The following is a 16,447-nucleotide window of genomic DNA, read 5'->3' on the forward strand; positions in this document are numbered from 1 at the left end:
CCCGACGAAGAATTCCTCCGTCAGGTTCTTATATGTAGCCAATATGGTATTACTTACCTAGCGATTCGCTCCAGTCGTGCACCATATTACCTTCAATAAATTTCTCGGCATCCATCGCGGCCATACAACCTGAACCTGCTGCAGAGATTGCTTGACGATAACGTGTATCCTGTACATCACCACATGCGAATACACCCGGAATATTCGTCTCTGTCGTACCCGGCTTAACAACAATGTACCCCACGTCATCCGTTGTAATCTGATTGTCTAGGAATTTCGTATTCGGAGTGTGTCCAATCGCTACGAACACACCATCTGCTTCAATCAATTCTTCCTCATTGGTCTCATTGTTAAGAACCTTTAACCCTTTAAGGCCCATTCCTTCCGTAACCACTTCTAGCGGTGTCCGGTTCAATGCCCATAGAACCTTCTCGTTCTCACGAGCACGATCCTGCATGATCTTGGAAGCACGTAGTTCTTCGCGACGGTTTACTACCGTTACACTAGAACCGAACCGAGTCAAGAAGTTGGCTTCTTCCATAGCGGAATCCCCGCCACCAACCACGATGATCTTCTTTTCACGGAAGAAGAAACCATCACAGGTTGCACAGGTGCTAACTCCACGTCCGATATTATCCTGTTCACCCGGTATGCCTAAGTATTTCGCTGATGCACCCGTAGATATAATAACCGTCTCTGCTAATAATTCACCTAATCCATCCACTTGAACTTTAAATGGGCGTGTAGAGAAGTCTACCCTCTCAACCCAGCCAGACTTGAATTCAGCTCCGAAGCGTTCTGCTTGCTTACGCATGTTATCCATTAATTCAGGACCCATTATGCCATCTGGGAACCCTGGGAAATTCTCAATTTCAGTCGTTGTCGTTAATTGACCCCCTGGTTGCATTCCTTCAATAACTAATGGATTCATATTGGCACGAGCAAGGTAAATGGCTGCCGTTAATCCGGCAGGACCTGTTCCAATCACGATTGATTTGTACATAAGTTATGACCTCCTATTTCATCTTGTCCTTCATATGACATACGCTATCCATCCTGCGTGCATAACGGCTAACCGTCGACACAGAAATTCCGTACCGGCGTGCAATTTCTTGATAGGAAGTTGGAAGATCACTCATTTTGGTCGCCCAATAATCAAGAGCCGCTGACCATACCTCAATATGATCAATTCTAGGTGTGTCCGGATAACTGCTACGCATGAATTCTGACCATAAGTTTCGCACATTTTGTTGTTGAACCAACCCACATGGGGGGTCCATCATTTTCAGTGTCATATCTATAACCATACGTGATGATTCATCATCCTGAGCATGCGATGCTCCTACAATATGTAGGTATGGTATTACTTTATCTAAATTAGCAGCAGGATCTATGAACAACTCTTCCTCGTCCAATTCTTCAAGAACTGTACGTGCTGCCTCGATAATTTCCTTGTCCTCATCTGGATCATTCAATATCGCACGCAGAACCTGCCTCACCTCTTCATCACCAATCCAAGCAAAGGATTGAATCACTTGCAACTTAGTCGCAACGTCTCCATGCCGAAGTGCCCAGAAAAAAGATGAGCGGATTAATGGATTCTGTAAAATTTCATCCGTTATTCCTTCATCACTTTCATCCCACATCTTTAACTGCTCTTCAAAAGGGAGATGGTAATGATAACTAATCTTAGGTTGTTGTGTTGTTCCTGCTAGAAACTCCTGAAGTTGAGATAAGTAGTATCTCGGGATATCTGAATCAGGATCAAGTTTTAATGCATATCTCCAATACTTCTCTGCCTCTACATATCGCCTACAGTTAAATCCCGCTGCAGCAGTATAATGATACAAACTAGGATCATCCTTAAACTCCTCATCCTTAATTAAACGTCGGAAATGGATATAAGCTTGCTCATGTTGACCAAGAATCCCCATCGTAGTCGCAAGTTTAAACAAATGTTCTTGATGAAACGGAACGGTAACGGTAAGCAACTGTAATAATGGAAGCAAAGACGTCATATCATTCTCATGTTGATAAAATATAGCTAAATTGCAGAGACCATGTAGATTTCCTGGCTCTAGTTCCAATACCTCTTGAATCGTTATCTTCGCTTTCTCAAATAACCCTACATAATAATAGGCAAGCGCCAAATTATTGCGAGCTGCCAAGAAATCCTCATTGTTCTTTACAATATCTTCTAATAGGTCTACAGCTTGTGCAAACTTACCTTCTTCTAGAAGAGCCCGAGCATGCTCATGCTCTACCATTCCACCTCGGCTCTTAATCCGAGTGAGCTTAGTTGGACGGTCTAGTTCATAATGTAGTAAATCCATTAAATCCTCAGACTCCATAAGAAACTGTCCTTCACTATCTTCTTCCAGATAGGTGACTAATGCCTTCTCAGCTTCTTCGAATTGTTCCATATTGGCAAAGTTGTTAGCCATATAGTAGTAGCATTCCGTCATCGACGGATCAATATTCTCTATAACTTGTAATAATACGGCATTGGATCCCGCATAATCACCCATTTCTGACATGATTCCGGCCATATTGCAATGGTTCACTGGATTATTCGGTTCATACTCTACTGCTTTTCCGAAATATCTCAGTGCCTTGTCATAATGATTGCGGTCCAACGAACGTACAGCCCTTTCAAAGAAAAAGTTGGCATCCAAATGGACAGGTATTATTTTATTGTATAGGACTTCAGCCCGTAGTTTATCCTCATTCATTGAAGCAAGGCACCTCCTTTTCCTACTAACTTGTTACTTGTTTCCCAACATAGTATACCACAAGAGCACAAGTCCTTTTATATGAATCAATTTCATAATTACGCAAATCCATATAAATGTAACTATATATTGACAGAACAAACCACTCTGATCAATATATAGTCCTTATTTTAGCTACATAGGCGATTATGAAATTGATTCATTTACAACGTTCTCTTCCTAAATGCAGAAAAGACACCGCATATTTACATGCCGGAGTCTTTGAACAAGGTTGCTATGGATCCACCTTCAATAATGATGCGTGTCGCTTGCGCAAGCATTGGTGCTACGGATAGAACCTTAATCTGACCTACATATTGTTCAGGAAGGGCTATTGAGTCCGTTACGACGACCTCTCTAATGTTAGGATGATTCAATCGTTCTAAGGCGGATCCTGAGAAAAGGCCATGTGTTGCACAGACATACACATCCTCTGCTCCACGTTCCTTCAAGCCTTCTACTACATTAACAATGGTTGTTCCTGTATCTATTAAATCTTCTATAATGATCGGAGTCTTTCCTTTAACATCGCCTATGACATGCGTAATAATCGATTCATTATGAGAAGGCCGTTTCTTAATCATGATTGCAAATGGTGAGTCGAGATGATTCGCTAGCTTCTCTGCAGTTGAAGCACGTCCAGCATCTGGAGAGACAATCACTGGGTTCACAATATTCTTTGACTTTAAATACTCACTAATGAGATCCAGTGCCGTTAAGTGATCCACCGGGATATTGAAGAATCCCTGAATCGCTGGAGCATGTAAGTCCATCGTAATAACACGATTCGCCCCAACCGTAGTCAATACATCGGCTACCATTTTGGCTGATATCGGTTCACGTGGAGCAGATTTCCGTTCCTGCCGTGCATAACCATAATAAGGTACTATGATGTTAACCGTATGGGCTGACGCTCTCTTAGCTGCATCTATCATCACAAGTAACTCCACGAACATTTCATTAATCGGGTGTGAGAGCGATTGTACTAAGAACACATCACAATTCCGAATACTCTCTTCATAGTTGACGTATATCTCTCCACTTTTAAAGCGCGAACGCTTAATACTACCTAATTTCACACCTAATTTATCACAAATTTCCTCTGCAAGCTTCGGGTTTGATGAACCCGTAAACACACGCATCTTATGTTGCATAGTATCCTCCCGATTTCAAGCCTTCCTGAAGACTTGAGTTAAATCAACACGTAATTGTATTATACAGGACTCCACTAGATTTCAAAAGGAACCTCAGACCTTTTTCGCTTCTCAAAAACGGATAACTGTCGATAACCAACATCCCATAATAACGCACGTGCCTGATCAAGATACTCTCCAAGCCGTAACGGATCATGTGCATCTGATCCTACAGTAACCGGAATTCCTAACTTAAAAGCTTCCGTTACCATCCGTTTGCTAGGAAACATTTCCTCACAAGCTTTAGATAGTCCAGAAGCATTTAACTCCATAACCATCCCGCTTCTACTCACAGCTGTAAGTGCCAAATTCTCCAAGGCTTCTACCTCTTGGATTCTATCCACTTCCGGTCGATAACCAAAACGTTTAATCACATCGATATGTCCCATAATGTCATAGAATCCGGTAGCTGTAGCCTTCTTGACAGCATCATAATACCTTTCATAGACTGTGAGAATATCCTGCCCCTCCCAGTTATGAGTCTGACGATAATCACTAATATCCCACTCACCTAGAAAATGTACAGAACCAATCACATAATCCCAAGGATAGGATGTAATGATATGTTCAATCTCTGCTTCATATCCTTCGATGTAGTCACCCTCAATACCGAGGCGAATATCGATCTGTTCCTTATAACGTTCTTTAAGGGTTAGACACTCCTCTACATAACGAGGAAGTTCGTCCATGGGCATAGCCATTTCTGGATAATACGTAGCCGGATCAACATGAATTAACGGCATATGATCCGATAGACCGAGCTGGGTTAAGCCCATCTCGATCCCTTTAAGGACGTATTCTTCCAGTTGTCCGATCGCATGTCCACAACGGACATGATGTGTATGATAATCGATCAGCATGGGGCGAATCCCTCCTTTAATCGCGTCTTGGACGCTCGTGACGTCGACTAAGCTCAGTCATAATTTCATCTAGTGGAAGCTTACGTTCTTCAAGCAATACAAGAAGGTGATAGATTAGATCGCTGACTTCAAGTCGTAATTCATCGTTATCTTTATTTTTTGCAGCAATGATCGCCTCAGCCGTTTCTTCTCCGACCTTTTTCAGAATCTTATCTACACCCTTTTCAAATAAGTAAGTTGTGTATGCGCCTTCTGGACGTTCCTTCTCACGCTGTGCAATAATTTGTTCCAACTCTGCCAACACCGCGAAACGGTCATTCGCTGGAATAGCTCTACTAACTTTCTTATCCAATGATACTTCATTAAAGAAACAAGTTACGTTGCCTGTGTGGCAAGCAGGACCTTGAGGCAATACTTGAATCAGCAATGTATCTCCATCACAATCATAACTTAATGATGTAATGCGTTGCGTGTTGCCTGAAGTTGCACCTTTATGCCATAGTTGTTGTCTAGAACGACTCCAGAACCATGTTTCACCACTCTCTACTGACAGTTTAAGCGATTCAAGATTCATATATGCCATCATTAACACATTTTTCGTTGTTGCATCTTGTACAATAGCAGGCACTAACCCCGCTTCATCAAAGCGAATCTCATTCTGAATTTGTTCCAATGAACCTACTTGGTTTAAGTTATTACTCATCGAATCTCCACTCCCTTATGCTTTAAATCCATCTTCAAGTCATGGATCGTCATTTCTTTATAATGAAAAATAGTCGCAGCCAATCCTGCATCTGCCTTTCCTTTCGTAAACACATCATAGAAATGATTGGTTGTGCCCGCTCCACCTGAGGCAATAACAGGAATACCTATAAGTCCAGATACCGCAGATGTAAGAGCAATATCGAATCCATCCTTTGTACCATCCGCATCCATACTCGTAAGTAGAATCTCACCGGCGCCTAGGGACTCCGCTTCTTTTACCCAATTTAGTGCTCGTATACCCGATGCTTTACGTCCACCATGCGTGTATACTTCCCACTCGCCCCATGATTCATTGTACTTGGCATCGACTGCTACAACGATACATTGCGAACCGAAACGACGCGCTCCCTCAGAGATCAATTGTGGATTGTTCACCGCTGCTGTATTAATACCGATCTTATCTGCCCCAGCACGTAGAATTCTCTTCATGTCATCCACATGGGAGATCCCTCCACCTACTGTAAAAGGAATCGCGATTTCGCCTGCAGTCTGCCGAACGACTTCGACCATCGTTGCACGGCCTTCCACCGAAGCGGAGATATCTAGAAATACGAGTTCATCTGCTCCCTCACGATCATACAGCGCCGCCAGTTCCACCGGATCACCCGCATCTCGCAAGTTAACAAAATTAACACCTTTCACAACCCGACCGTCCTTAACATCCAGACAGGGAATGATACGTTTTGCCAGCATATCTCTCGTCCCCTCACTTATAAATTCACGATACAGCATTTCTTTCTATCCTTGACGTCTGATAGCTGCTACAGCTTCTTCAAGGTCAATATTCCCCGTGTATAAGGCTTTGCCTACGATAGCTCCACCAATTCCTTCATGATGGTAAGTATTCAAGCTAAGAAGGTCATCCAGGACCGTCACACCGCCTGATGCAATAACAGTACGACCGCTGCTCACAGCTAATGAGCGAATAGCCTCTACATTAGGCCCTTGCATCATTCCATCCCGAGATATATCTGTAAAAATAAACGTTTCTGCTCCTTTGGATGCTAACTCCTTAGCCAATTCCTCCGCTTTCACTTCAGAGGTATCCAGCCAACCGCGAGTCGCTACATACCCATTGCGCGCATCAATCCCAATGGCAACTTTATCTCCATATGTACCTAGCACAGCTTCTGTAAAAGGACGATCTTCAATCGCTGCCGTTCCGATGATTACCCGACTCACTCCAAGTGCGAGTAATCTTGTTACGTCATCAAGCTTGCGTAAACCGCCACCAACTTGAACAGGCACATTCACACCCTTAGCAATCGCCGCAATAATGGCGTCATTAACAGGATGACCTGCCTTCGCTCCATCGAGATCCACCAGATGAATATAAGTTCCACCTTGCTCCTCCCACGCCTTAGCCACCTTCAATGGACTATCATTATAGACCGTCTCTTGATTGTAATCTCCTTGCACAAGCCTTACACATTTCCCATCACGTATATCAATCGCTGGATAGATTATAAAAGGTGACATCATTGTTTGCCCTACTCTCCTTGAGAAATCTATATTTAAAAAACGTTGTGTTCCGAAATTTAGTTGTTCACTTTGTCAGAGTCACCCGTAAGTTTCAAGAAATTTCGTAACAGATTCATTCCAAGTTCCCCACTCTTCTCTGGATGGAACTGCATACCGAAGACTGAATTACGACCTACAATCGCTGTCACTGGCTGTCCATAATCAGTCGTCGCTAATAGATCCGACTTCACTTCTGGAAGAACATGATAGGAATGAACGAAGTATACATATCCTTCCACAAGTCCCGCTAATAGCGGATGCTCGTTATTATTGTACTGTAGCTTATTCCAACCCATATGTGGAACTTTATAATCTCCTCTTTCGAAGCGCACGACCGTTCCTGGAAGAATACCTAGCCCTTCGTGTTCCCCATGTTCTTCACTTCCGCTGAACAACAATTGCATGCCAAGACAGATACCAAGCAGGGGCTGTTTAGCTGCTGCAACCTTACGTACGGTCTCATCTAGTGAGCTATCACGAAGATGTTCCATCGCATCACCAAAAGCACCAACACCAGGCAAAATCACACCGTCTGCGGCAAGAATCTCGCTTTCATCGCCGCTAATGAGCGCCTCATAGCCAAGACGCTCAACAGCCTTGCTCACGCTGTGCAGGTTACCCATACCGTAATCCACAATCGCGATCGCCACAGCTACAGCACTCCCTTCGTAGAAGGTACACCTGTAACACGTGGGTCAATGCTCGTTGCTTCGTCTAAGGCGCGTCCTAGCGCTTTAAATATCGCCTCAATCATATGATGCGTGTTCTGTCCGTAATGAACAATAACATGTAGTGTAATTCGAGCTTCAAGCGCCAACTTCCACAAGAATTCATGTACCAATTCTGTTGAGAAGCTACCTACTTGCGCTGATGGATACTCTGCACGATATTCGAAATGGGGACGATTACTAATATCAATCACCACTTGCGCTAAAGCCTCATCCATCGGTACGAAGACACTAGCATAACGTTTAATCCCACGCTTATCACCCAGCGCTTCGCGGATACACTGACCTAAACAGATTCCAATATCCTCCACCGTATGGTGGTCATCAATCTCGATATCCCCTCTTGCCTTCACAGAAAGATCGAATTGTCCGTGCTTCGTGAATAAATCCAACATATGATTCAGGAAAGGAACATCTGTCTCTAGCTCCGAGACTCCGCTACCGTCTACTGAAAAAGATAATGCGATATCCGTCTCATTTGTTGTACGTTTAACCCCCGCTGTACGCAAACTTTCATTGTTCTTATTGTCCATTATTAACTCCTGCCTTTCCTTCCTTCTCAAGACGCACTTCAATCGCTCTTGCATGACCCTCTAGCCCTTCATGCCGTGCAAGCTCCATAATCATGGCACCATTCTTTAACAAAGCTTCCTTACTATAATAAATCATACTTGATTTCTTAATGAAATCATCTACATCAACAGGAGAAGAGAATCTAGCCGTACCATTGGTAGGAATAATATGATTAGGACCTGCAAAATAGTCACCTACTGGCTCCGAACTGTAGGGTCCAAGGAAGATAGCCCCTGCATTCTCAATGCTACCCACATAAGACATTGGGTCCTCCACAACAATCTCCAAATGCTCCGGTGCTAGCTTATTCACCACAGAAATCCCTTCTGCTATCGATTCAACCACAAGGATGGCTCCGTAGTTATCTACCGATGCACCTGCGATATCACGTCGTGGTAGTAATGCCAATTGACGCTGCACTTCCACCGAAGTGGCTTCCGCGAAGGCTAGGGATGGTGTCACAAGAATGGCTGAGGCCATCTCATCATGTTCTGCCTGCGATAGTAGATCAGCAGCAACATAGACGGGGTCAGCACTCTCATCGGCTAATACGACGATCTCACTCGGTCCAGCGATGCTGTCTATATCAACAACGCCGTATACTTCCCGTTTCGCGAGAGCAACATAGATATTTCCAGGACCACATATTTTATCGACTGGAGGGATGGATTCAGTTCCGTAAGCTAAGGCAGCAATCGCTTGTGCCCCACCTACTCGATAGATCTCATTCACACCCGCTTCTGCGGCAGCAACCAGGATATAAGGATCAATCCCTTCCTTACCATTCGTTCCCGGTGGTGTTACCATCACAATCTCTGGCACTCCTGCTACTTGGGCAGGAATAACATTCATCAGTACAGACGATGGGTAAGCTGCCTTACCACCCGGTACATAGACACCTACACGCTTGAGCGGACGAATAATTTGTCCCAATATGCTTCCATCCGGTTGAAGGTCCATCCATGAGTTTCTTTTCTCTCTCATGTGAAATGCACGGATATTCGCCGCAGCAGTCGCAATGGCTTGCACAAATGATGGCTCTACCTGCTCATATGCTGCCGTAAGTTCTGCTTCCGTCACTCGAAGCTGTTGGGCAGATAGTACTGTTCGATCATGCTTTTCTGTATACCGTAGTAACGCAGCATCTCCTTCAGCCTTAATATCGCCTACGATTTCCTTAACAGAGATATTCTGCTCCGGGGTACCATAATCCACTTCTCGCTGTAAATTGAATTCTTGTATCGGTACAATTCTCATCCTCAGTCGATCCTCCCCACCACATATACCCGATTAATATTTCAACCAAATCTATCTAATCTTTGCTTCATATAACGTATTATTTCATCTTTATTTCTGGTAAAGGAATCACCTTTTGAAGTAAATCACATAGTTCTTGAATTTGCGTATTCTTCATCCGATAACTAACACGGTTGGCGATCAGACGACTCGTAATTTCAAAAATACTCATCATTTCCACCAATCCATTATCCTTCAACGTCTGTCCCGTTTCTACCATATCTACAATTCGGTCAGCCAATCCAATTAAAGGTGCTAATTCAATGGATCCGTTCAACTTAATTACTTCAACCTGCTGTCCCTGCTCACGGAAATATTGAGATGCAACATTAGGATACTTCGTAGCCACCCGCTGCTGTATCCCTGGTTGCCAATTCGGTAGCCCAATTACGGACATCCGACAACGGGCAATACCAAGATCAAGTAGTTCAAATACATCTCTATCCTCTTCAAGCAGAACATCCTTACCTACAATACCAATATCAGCTACTCCATATTCTACATATGTAGGTACATCCACTGGTTTCGCCAGAATAAACTCCATTCCCATCTCCGGAAGTGGAACTACTAATTTACGTGATTCATCCACTTCTAGTGGTATCGCTAAGCCAGCTTGGCGAAAGAGGGCTGCTGCCTTCGTATAGATCCGACCTTTTGGCATAGCGACTTTTAACGTTTCTCCCACGTGCTCATCCCCTCCTTAATCTCTCAATTATGTATCAATGATTCGCGAGGTAAGTCTTCACTTCACGATATTCTGTCACCTTAGGGGTATTAGCAGAAGGACTGTTGGATTGTACCCACTCTGTAATCACCGTATATCCTTCGTTTCGCAACCTAATTGCTTCTTGTAGACCTTCTTGACGTCGAGCTGCATCATACTGAATCAATATCGGTTGTATCTCTTCTTCTTGAATGACATTCACACCATCCAAGATACGATTTGTTTTAAGGGCGAAGCCTGTCGCCGGAATCGGCCGTCCAAATTGTTGTAACAGATTATCATACCTTCCTCCATTACATACCGGAAATCCAAGCTCAGATGCATATCCTTCAAAAGTCATACCCGTATAATATGAGAAGTCACCTATCATGGTTAGATCAATAAGTACATGTTCAGATACACCATAGGCCTCTAGCACTTCCCACACTTTGCACAAATGATCAATCGATGCTCTAGCTTGCGGATGCCCACTTAGTTGTAACGCTTGATCACAGGTGTCTTTCCCACCGCGTAGCCGCACTAGACCACTGAGCACATTTCTTTCCGTTTCCGATAAATCTAACTCCGAAATCGTATTTCGAAATCCAACATAATCACGACGAAGTAATCCATCTTTAAGTAGCTCTTGTGCATCCGCCCGATCGGGGACAACCTCTTCTAATAATCCATGCAGGAATCCAACATGACCCATCGCAATTTTAAAAGAAGATACCCCTGCCGCCTTCAATGATTCAATCGCAAGCGCCACAACCTCAGCATCAGCCTCAGCTGAATCATCACCGAGTAATTCAACCCCGGTCTGGAAAAATTCCGCTTCACGCCCCGCTTCCTCCTCTATTGAACGAAATACATTCGCGTGATAAGACAATCGAATAGGTAATGGTTGCTCTTTCAGTAGAGAAGAAGCAACCCTCGCAATGGGTGCTGTCATATCAGAACGAAGTACCATTGTGGTACCTCGATTATTGAGCAATTTAAATAATTTCTGGTCTGAAGTGGAACTCGCTACACCTACCGTATCGTAATATTCCATCGTGGGTGTCATGATCTGCTGATATCCCCAACGATCCATACATTCCAAGACATTTCGTTCTATTTGACGTAACTTCTTAACCGCATATGGGAGATAATCTCGAACACCCGTCGGTTTTTCAAACCCTTTTGGCTTAAACATACGTTCACCTCAACTTAGACAGGACTTTGAATTATTTATTATACTTTAGTACATTAATGTTCTACCATGCTACCAAGATAAAGAATTTCTGCTATTTTAACATGAATAACTGTTGCTCGTCAATGGGTTATCCCTACTTATGAACTCAATCGTTTACTGTGTTTGACTGCAGGCTGTTTAGTTCTTTTAAAATATAAGAAAGTATAAGTTTTACGCTATACTTTATATCTTATATTTCTCGCTTAAACACTTACCGTCCTTATAAGGACGCCAAAGGTGTTTATGCTTGACTTTAGGCGATAGCGAACGCGGCACAGTTCCCAGGCACACCCAAGACCATGATATTCTTCTAAAACAAAACTGCACGATCGCCCATGTCACCAACAATGTAACCAGTAGGCCACCAATGATGAATGCAAGATACCCTAGAGAATCTGGCTCAATATGATAGCGGAATCGACGATATTGGGCGAGAACCATAGGATGAAGAAGGTATATTGCAAAGGAAAGCTCACCCATTCTAGTCAGAAAAGCCACGATTTTCCGTGAAAATTTCCGATATATTAGAAATGTAGCATGCAGTAAGACCAGTGCAGATAACATCGCATGCACATTCCATATAAGTTCATACCCCTGCGTATGGATCGTATTCCCAGTAGTTCGCGTAACGTACCATACTTGTACATGAAGGAGTGCAACCACAAACCAGCTACTCCATAGGGTAATCGTCCAACGCTTCTGTCTTTGAGTCAGCAATTCCCACCGATTCATCAACCAAGGCTTGATTCTGTCGAAATGAATGGCTAGATATGCACCCGTTATATAATAAGCTAAATAGGTAATTGCCAAACTTCCCTTGTTAGGAAGGTGTAGGCTGTATTTATTGTAGAATACAAACCCCCATTGTAGAGCAAGAGCTAAGGGAATAGCCCATTTCACAATCCACGGCTTCCATTGAAACAATTTCAAGATAAATGGGAACAAGATGTAGAATTGAATACTAATGGCTACAAAATATAAGTGCGTATATGCCGTCCCCGTCAACAATGCATTGCGTAGATCCACCCACAATTCAACATACGGGACACCCATCAATTCACGCATAATGTATTTGCTATACAAAAAGTAACATATCGAAGCAATGACGTATGGAATAATAATGTAGGTCAGCCTACGGCGATAGAATCGCGCAACGAGACTAACGGTTACAGGTCGCTCATAATAGGTATAGAACAGAACAAAGCCACTCAGAAAGATAAATGAAGATGTACCAAATTTGAAGAAGATATTCATAAAATTATATACATAATAAAATGGAGAGGATAAAGCTTGCACACCTGCTGCATAAGAGGAAGCATGAACACTGAGAACTCCTAATATAGCTAAAGCACGAAACACATCGAGTTGAGGTAACCATTCTTTTTTACTTATTTTCAAAGAAAGTTCTCCTTTTTCACTAAAGTATCCGGCTTGTGACTTAAACTTCAATGATCTATGCCTTATTATAACCCTAATATGATAACTGTGAACAAACAGACCTACACACAGCGATTATGAAATTGATCCAAGTGAATCGTATATTTTCTTATTTTTTAAAAAAAAGGGACCCGACGGTAGTTTCACCTTCAGATCCCTTAGATTCTAATCCATATCATCTTGTTTAAACTTCAATTCACGTAGTGGATTACCTCCAACGAAAGAGCCAGCCGCCACATCTCTATGTACAATAGAACCTGCAGCAATAACAGCTCCATCACCGACCGTTACGCCGGGCAGAATCGTAGTATTCGCCCCCACCATCACATGACTACCAATGATAACCTCACCAAGCCGATACTCTTGGATCAGATACTCATGTGCTAATATCGTCGTATTATAGCCGATGATCGTGTTATCACCGACAGTTATTTTTTCTGGAAAAAAGACATCAACCATAACCATCAATCCAAATGCAGTATGTTTACCTACCTTCATACCTAGCAAATGCCGATAAATCCAATTCTTTACTTGTAGTATCGGGCAGTAACGAGCGATTTGGATACAAATGAAATTTTTGACACCTTTCCAGGGACTAACTGTTCTGTAAATCTGCCATAGCGCGTTATGACCATCCACCGGGTATCTCGTAACCTTCCTCACAACGTATTACTCCTGTTCTAACACAAGATATAAATCATTCATCGTATGCAACATATAGTCAGGATTATACTTTTTCAGAACTTCTTCGCCCTTCAGCGACCATGAGACGCCTGCAGACCTTACCCCTGCAGCATGAGCGGCTTGAAGATCAACAGCACTATCTCCAACCATTAGTGTCTTCATAGGGTCCGAACCAAGTTCATTTACTGCCTTCAGAACAGGTTCTGGATGAGGTTTCGGATTCACTACATCTTGAACGGTCACAATCGAACCCATATATTTCATAAGTCCAAACATCTCAAGCACTCTCAGGGTACCCGGTCGATTCTTAGTCGTTACAACTCCCATAGCAATCCCTTTAGCGTGTAGACCTTCTATAACTTCCATAACCTGTGGAAAAGGTTGTACGTTCTCATCATGATAGGTATCATAATAACTTCTATATTCCTTCACAAAGGGAGTAACATCATTAGTGCCTGTGAAATATTCAATTTGTTGCTCTAAAGTTATCCCCATTCTAGGAATAATATGTTCTCTTGTTAAAGGTGTTGGGACATGGTCTTTCAAAGCATGTATGAAAGCATTAATAATATGCTCATTCGTATCAATAATCGTTCCATCAAGATCAAATAAAATGGTGTCAATCATCAAATCGTTACTCCTTTTTAATATCCTTGAAAGACTCTTCCTCATGCAATACGCGATCAGAAGTAATTGTCTTCTTGGATGGCTTATCGTTCAGTGATGCTTCTGGCGTTTTATCAACAGAACCCTTGGTTGACACGATCGGGTCAAGATAACGTTCTATTGTTTGATCTGTTACACGTCGGTAGATAATAATTGCTACTGCAAATATAAAGAACAAGATAGCTAGTAGCTGCGATATTCTTACATTTCCATAATCAACATCCAAATAGCCATACTCAAATCCCAACCATCTCATTGGAGCCCACAATCCATCTACTAAAGATGCAAGCCAGTCTGGACCGTTGAAAGCTAGACTATCCGTACGTAGACCTTCAATAAAGAATCTTCCAATGGCATACCAAATGAAATAAGAAAGGAATAATTCCGCTGCCCGTAAAAACTTCTGCCGACGTAGAACCAATAGAATAACTAAACCTACAATGTTCCAAACGGATTCATATAAAAATGTCGGGTGATGAAATATACCTTGAACATTCATTTGATTGACAATGAAATCTGGTAAATGTAGCGTATCCTTTAAAAAAGATTGTTCCACTGGTCCACCATAGGCCTCTTGGTTAATGAAATTCCCCCAACGGCCAATGATTTGTCCAATGAGAAGCCCAGGCGCACAAATATCAACGATTCTCCAAAATTTGTATCCATGGTGACGGGTATAGAAGAATGCGAATATGATTGCGCCTATTAAGGCACCATAGATCGCTATACCTCCATTCCATATTTTGAACACATCCCATAGATTATCTTTATAATCTTCCCACGTGAAAGCAACATAATAAATACGTGCTCCAACAAGTGCAGAAGGAACGCCTATTAATAGAAGATCCATAAAGAATTCTGAAGAAATACCAAATCTACGACCTTCTCGCATAGCAAGCATAATCCCTGCCAAAGCACCTAATCCTAGAATTAGACCGTACCAATGAACCTGTAATGATCCAATCGAAAATACAACCGGATCTAGTAATAACGTTGCCATTTTATCACTCCTAATCCATATCATCCATATCTTCTGCAATCGTCGCTGTTAACTTATTAGTGAACTGAAGTGCAGCATTCAAACCCATCTTCTTCAATCGATAATTCATAGCTGCTACTTCAATAATTACTGCAAGGTTACGCCCTGGACGAACAGGAATCGTCACTAATGGAACATCCGTATCTATAATTCGCGTAGTTTCTTCATCTAATCCTAGACGATCATATTGTTTATCTTGCTGCCAATTCTCCAATCGAACAACTAATGTAATCCGCTTATTATTCCGGACAGCGCCTGCACCAAATAATGTCATGGCATTAATAATACCAACGCCACGAATCTCAAGTAAATGTCTGATTAACTCAGGTGCAGAACCAAAAAGCTGATTATCGGATGTCTGACGAATTTCTACTGCATCATCTGCTACAAGACGGTGCCCTCTTTTAACTAGTTCCAAGGCTGTCTCACTTTTACCAATACCACTAGTTCCTGTAATTAACATGCCGACACCATATACATCACATAATACACCATGGATCGTTGCTGTAGGAGCTAATTTTCTCTCTAGAAACCCAGTAATTCTACTAGATAGAATGGTTGTAGCCATGTTACTGCGCAAGACTGGTAAACTCTTCGCATTACTTACATCAATTAATTCCTGTGGAACCTCTAATGATCTTGTAACAACGATACATGGAGTTTCATCTGCACAAATTTTCTGCATGCGATCTACCTTTTCTTCATCTGTTAACATTTCGAAGAAAGCTAATTCAGTTTTACCAAGTAGTTGTACACGTTCTTTCGGGTGATATTCAAAATAGCCTGCCATTTCTAGACCAGGCCGATTTAAGTCGTCTACCGTTATCGTACGTTTAAGTCCCTGTTCTCCAGAAATAACTTCCATCTGGAATTGTTGCACTAGTTCTACCACTTTAACATTTTTAGGCATATTCTAACTTCCTCTCATCCATATTATCTATGTACTATGATGTATAGAGCATTTCCAAGGTAAAATA

The 16,447-nt window shown here is 42.4% G+C and carries 17 protein-coding genes; all 17 read right to left on the reverse strand.

Translation table 11 applies throughout. From position 1 onward, the window contains the following. Positions 1 to 49 precede the first annotated feature (49 nt). Entirely contained in the window at positions 50 to 1,003 is a 954-nt protein-coding gene (gene trxB / locus LPB68_RS11195) for a thioredoxin-disulfide reductase (protein ID WP_068654797.1), read from the reverse strand. A 13-nt stretch (positions 1,004 to 1,016) separates the two neighbouring features. After that, the gene (locus LPB68_RS11200; protein WP_068654800.1) at positions 1,017 to 2,732 is read right to left on the reverse strand and encodes a tetratricopeptide repeat protein; all 1,716 of its coding nucleotides are present in this window, start codon (positions 2,730 to 2,732) and stop codon (positions 1,017 to 1,019) included. 245 nt (positions 2,733 to 2,977) lie between these two features. After that, positions 2,978 to 3,925, reverse strand: coding sequence for a ribose-phosphate diphosphokinase (locus LPB68_RS11205; protein ID WP_068654802.1), 948 nt, complete (start codon positions 3,923 to 3,925; stop codon positions 2,978 to 2,980). Positions 3,926 to 3,999: 74 nt separating this feature from the next. Continuing rightward, positions 4,000 to 4,824, reverse strand: coding sequence for a histidinol-phosphatase HisJ (hisJ, locus tag LPB68_RS11210; RefSeq protein WP_068654804.1), 825 nt, complete (start codon positions 4,822 to 4,824; stop codon positions 4,000 to 4,002). 16 nt (positions 4,825 to 4,840) lie between these two features. After that, entirely contained in the window at positions 4,841 to 5,527 is a 687-nt protein-coding gene (gene hisIE / locus LPB68_RS11215) for a bifunctional phosphoribosyl-AMP cyclohydrolase/phosphoribosyl-ATP diphosphatase HisIE (protein ID WP_068654806.1), read from the reverse strand. Then, the gene (hisF, locus tag LPB68_RS11220) at positions 5,524 to 6,282 is read right to left on the reverse strand and encodes an imidazole glycerol phosphate synthase subunit HisF (protein ID WP_068654808.1); all 759 of its coding nucleotides are present in this window, start codon (positions 6,280 to 6,282) and stop codon (positions 5,524 to 5,526) included. Before hisF ends, hisIE begins: the two co-directional genes overlap by 4 nt. A 45-nt stretch (positions 6,283 to 6,327) precedes the next feature. Then, the gene (gene hisA, locus LPB68_RS11225) at positions 6,328 to 7,068 is read right to left on the reverse strand and encodes a 1-(5-phosphoribosyl)-5-[(5-phosphoribosylamino)methylideneamino]imidazole-4-carboxamide isomerase (RefSeq protein ID WP_068654849.1); all 741 of its coding nucleotides are present in this window, start codon (positions 7,066 to 7,068) and stop codon (positions 6,328 to 6,330) included. Between the two features lie 59 nt (positions 7,069 to 7,127). After that, a complete protein-coding gene (gene hisH / locus LPB68_RS11230) occupies positions 7,128 to 7,760 on the reverse strand; it encodes an imidazole glycerol phosphate synthase subunit HisH (protein ID WP_068654810.1) in 633 nt (210 codons plus the stop codon). Between the two features lie 2 nt (positions 7,761 to 7,762). Further along, on the reverse strand, positions 7,763 to 8,371 hold the full coding sequence (gene hisB / locus LPB68_RS11235; RefSeq protein ID WP_068654812.1) for an imidazoleglycerol-phosphate dehydratase HisB: 609 nt from the start codon (positions 8,369 to 8,371) through the stop codon (positions 7,763 to 7,765). After that, on the reverse strand, positions 8,361 to 9,668 hold the full coding sequence (gene hisD / locus LPB68_RS11240; protein WP_068654814.1) for a histidinol dehydrogenase: 1,308 nt from the start codon (positions 9,666 to 9,668) through the stop codon (positions 8,361 to 8,363). The genes hisB and hisD overlap by 11 nt, the downstream gene beginning before the upstream one ends. Before the next feature lie 79 nt (positions 9,669 to 9,747). Then, positions 9,748 to 10,392, reverse strand: coding sequence for an ATP phosphoribosyltransferase (gene hisG / locus LPB68_RS11245; RefSeq protein WP_068654816.1), 645 nt, complete (start codon positions 10,390 to 10,392; stop codon positions 9,748 to 9,750). Positions 10,393 to 10,426: 34 nt separating this feature from the next. After that, on the reverse strand, positions 10,427 to 11,605 hold the full coding sequence (locus LPB68_RS11250) for an ATP phosphoribosyltransferase regulatory subunit (RefSeq protein WP_068654818.1): 1,179 nt from the start codon (positions 11,603 to 11,605) through the stop codon (positions 10,427 to 10,429). 222 nt (positions 11,606 to 11,827) lie between these two features. Further along, entirely contained in the window at positions 11,828 to 13,042 is a 1,215-nt protein-coding gene (locus LPB68_RS11255) for an acyltransferase (RefSeq protein ID WP_099458642.1), read from the reverse strand. Positions 13,043 to 13,246: 204 nt separating this feature from the next. Beyond that, on the reverse strand, positions 13,247 to 13,744 hold the full coding sequence (locus tag LPB68_RS11260; RefSeq protein WP_068654820.1) for an acyltransferase: 498 nt from the start codon (positions 13,742 to 13,744) through the stop codon (positions 13,247 to 13,249). 6 nt (positions 13,745 to 13,750) lie between these two features. Further along, on the reverse strand, positions 13,751 to 14,392 hold the full coding sequence (ppaX, locus tag LPB68_RS11265; RefSeq protein ID WP_068654822.1) for a pyrophosphatase PpaX: 642 nt from the start codon (positions 14,390 to 14,392) through the stop codon (positions 13,751 to 13,753). 7 nt (positions 14,393 to 14,399) lie between these two features. Continuing rightward, positions 14,400 to 15,431 (reverse strand): prolipoprotein diacylglyceryl transferase, encoded by a 1,032-nt coding sequence (gene lgt, locus LPB68_RS11270; protein ID WP_068654824.1) that lies wholly within the window; start codon positions 15,429 to 15,431, stop codon positions 14,400 to 14,402. Between the two features lie 10 nt (positions 15,432 to 15,441). After that, a complete protein-coding gene (gene hprK, locus LPB68_RS11275) occupies positions 15,442 to 16,380 on the reverse strand; it encodes an HPr(Ser) kinase/phosphatase (protein WP_068654826.1) in 939 nt (312 codons plus the stop codon). Positions 16,381 to 16,447: the final 67 nt, after the last annotated feature.

The sequence above is a fragment of the Paenibacillus crassostreae genome (assembly GCF_001857945.1).
Lineage (GTDB): Bacteria > Bacillota > Bacilli > Paenibacillales > Paenibacillaceae > Paenibacillus_AQ > Paenibacillus_AQ crassostreae.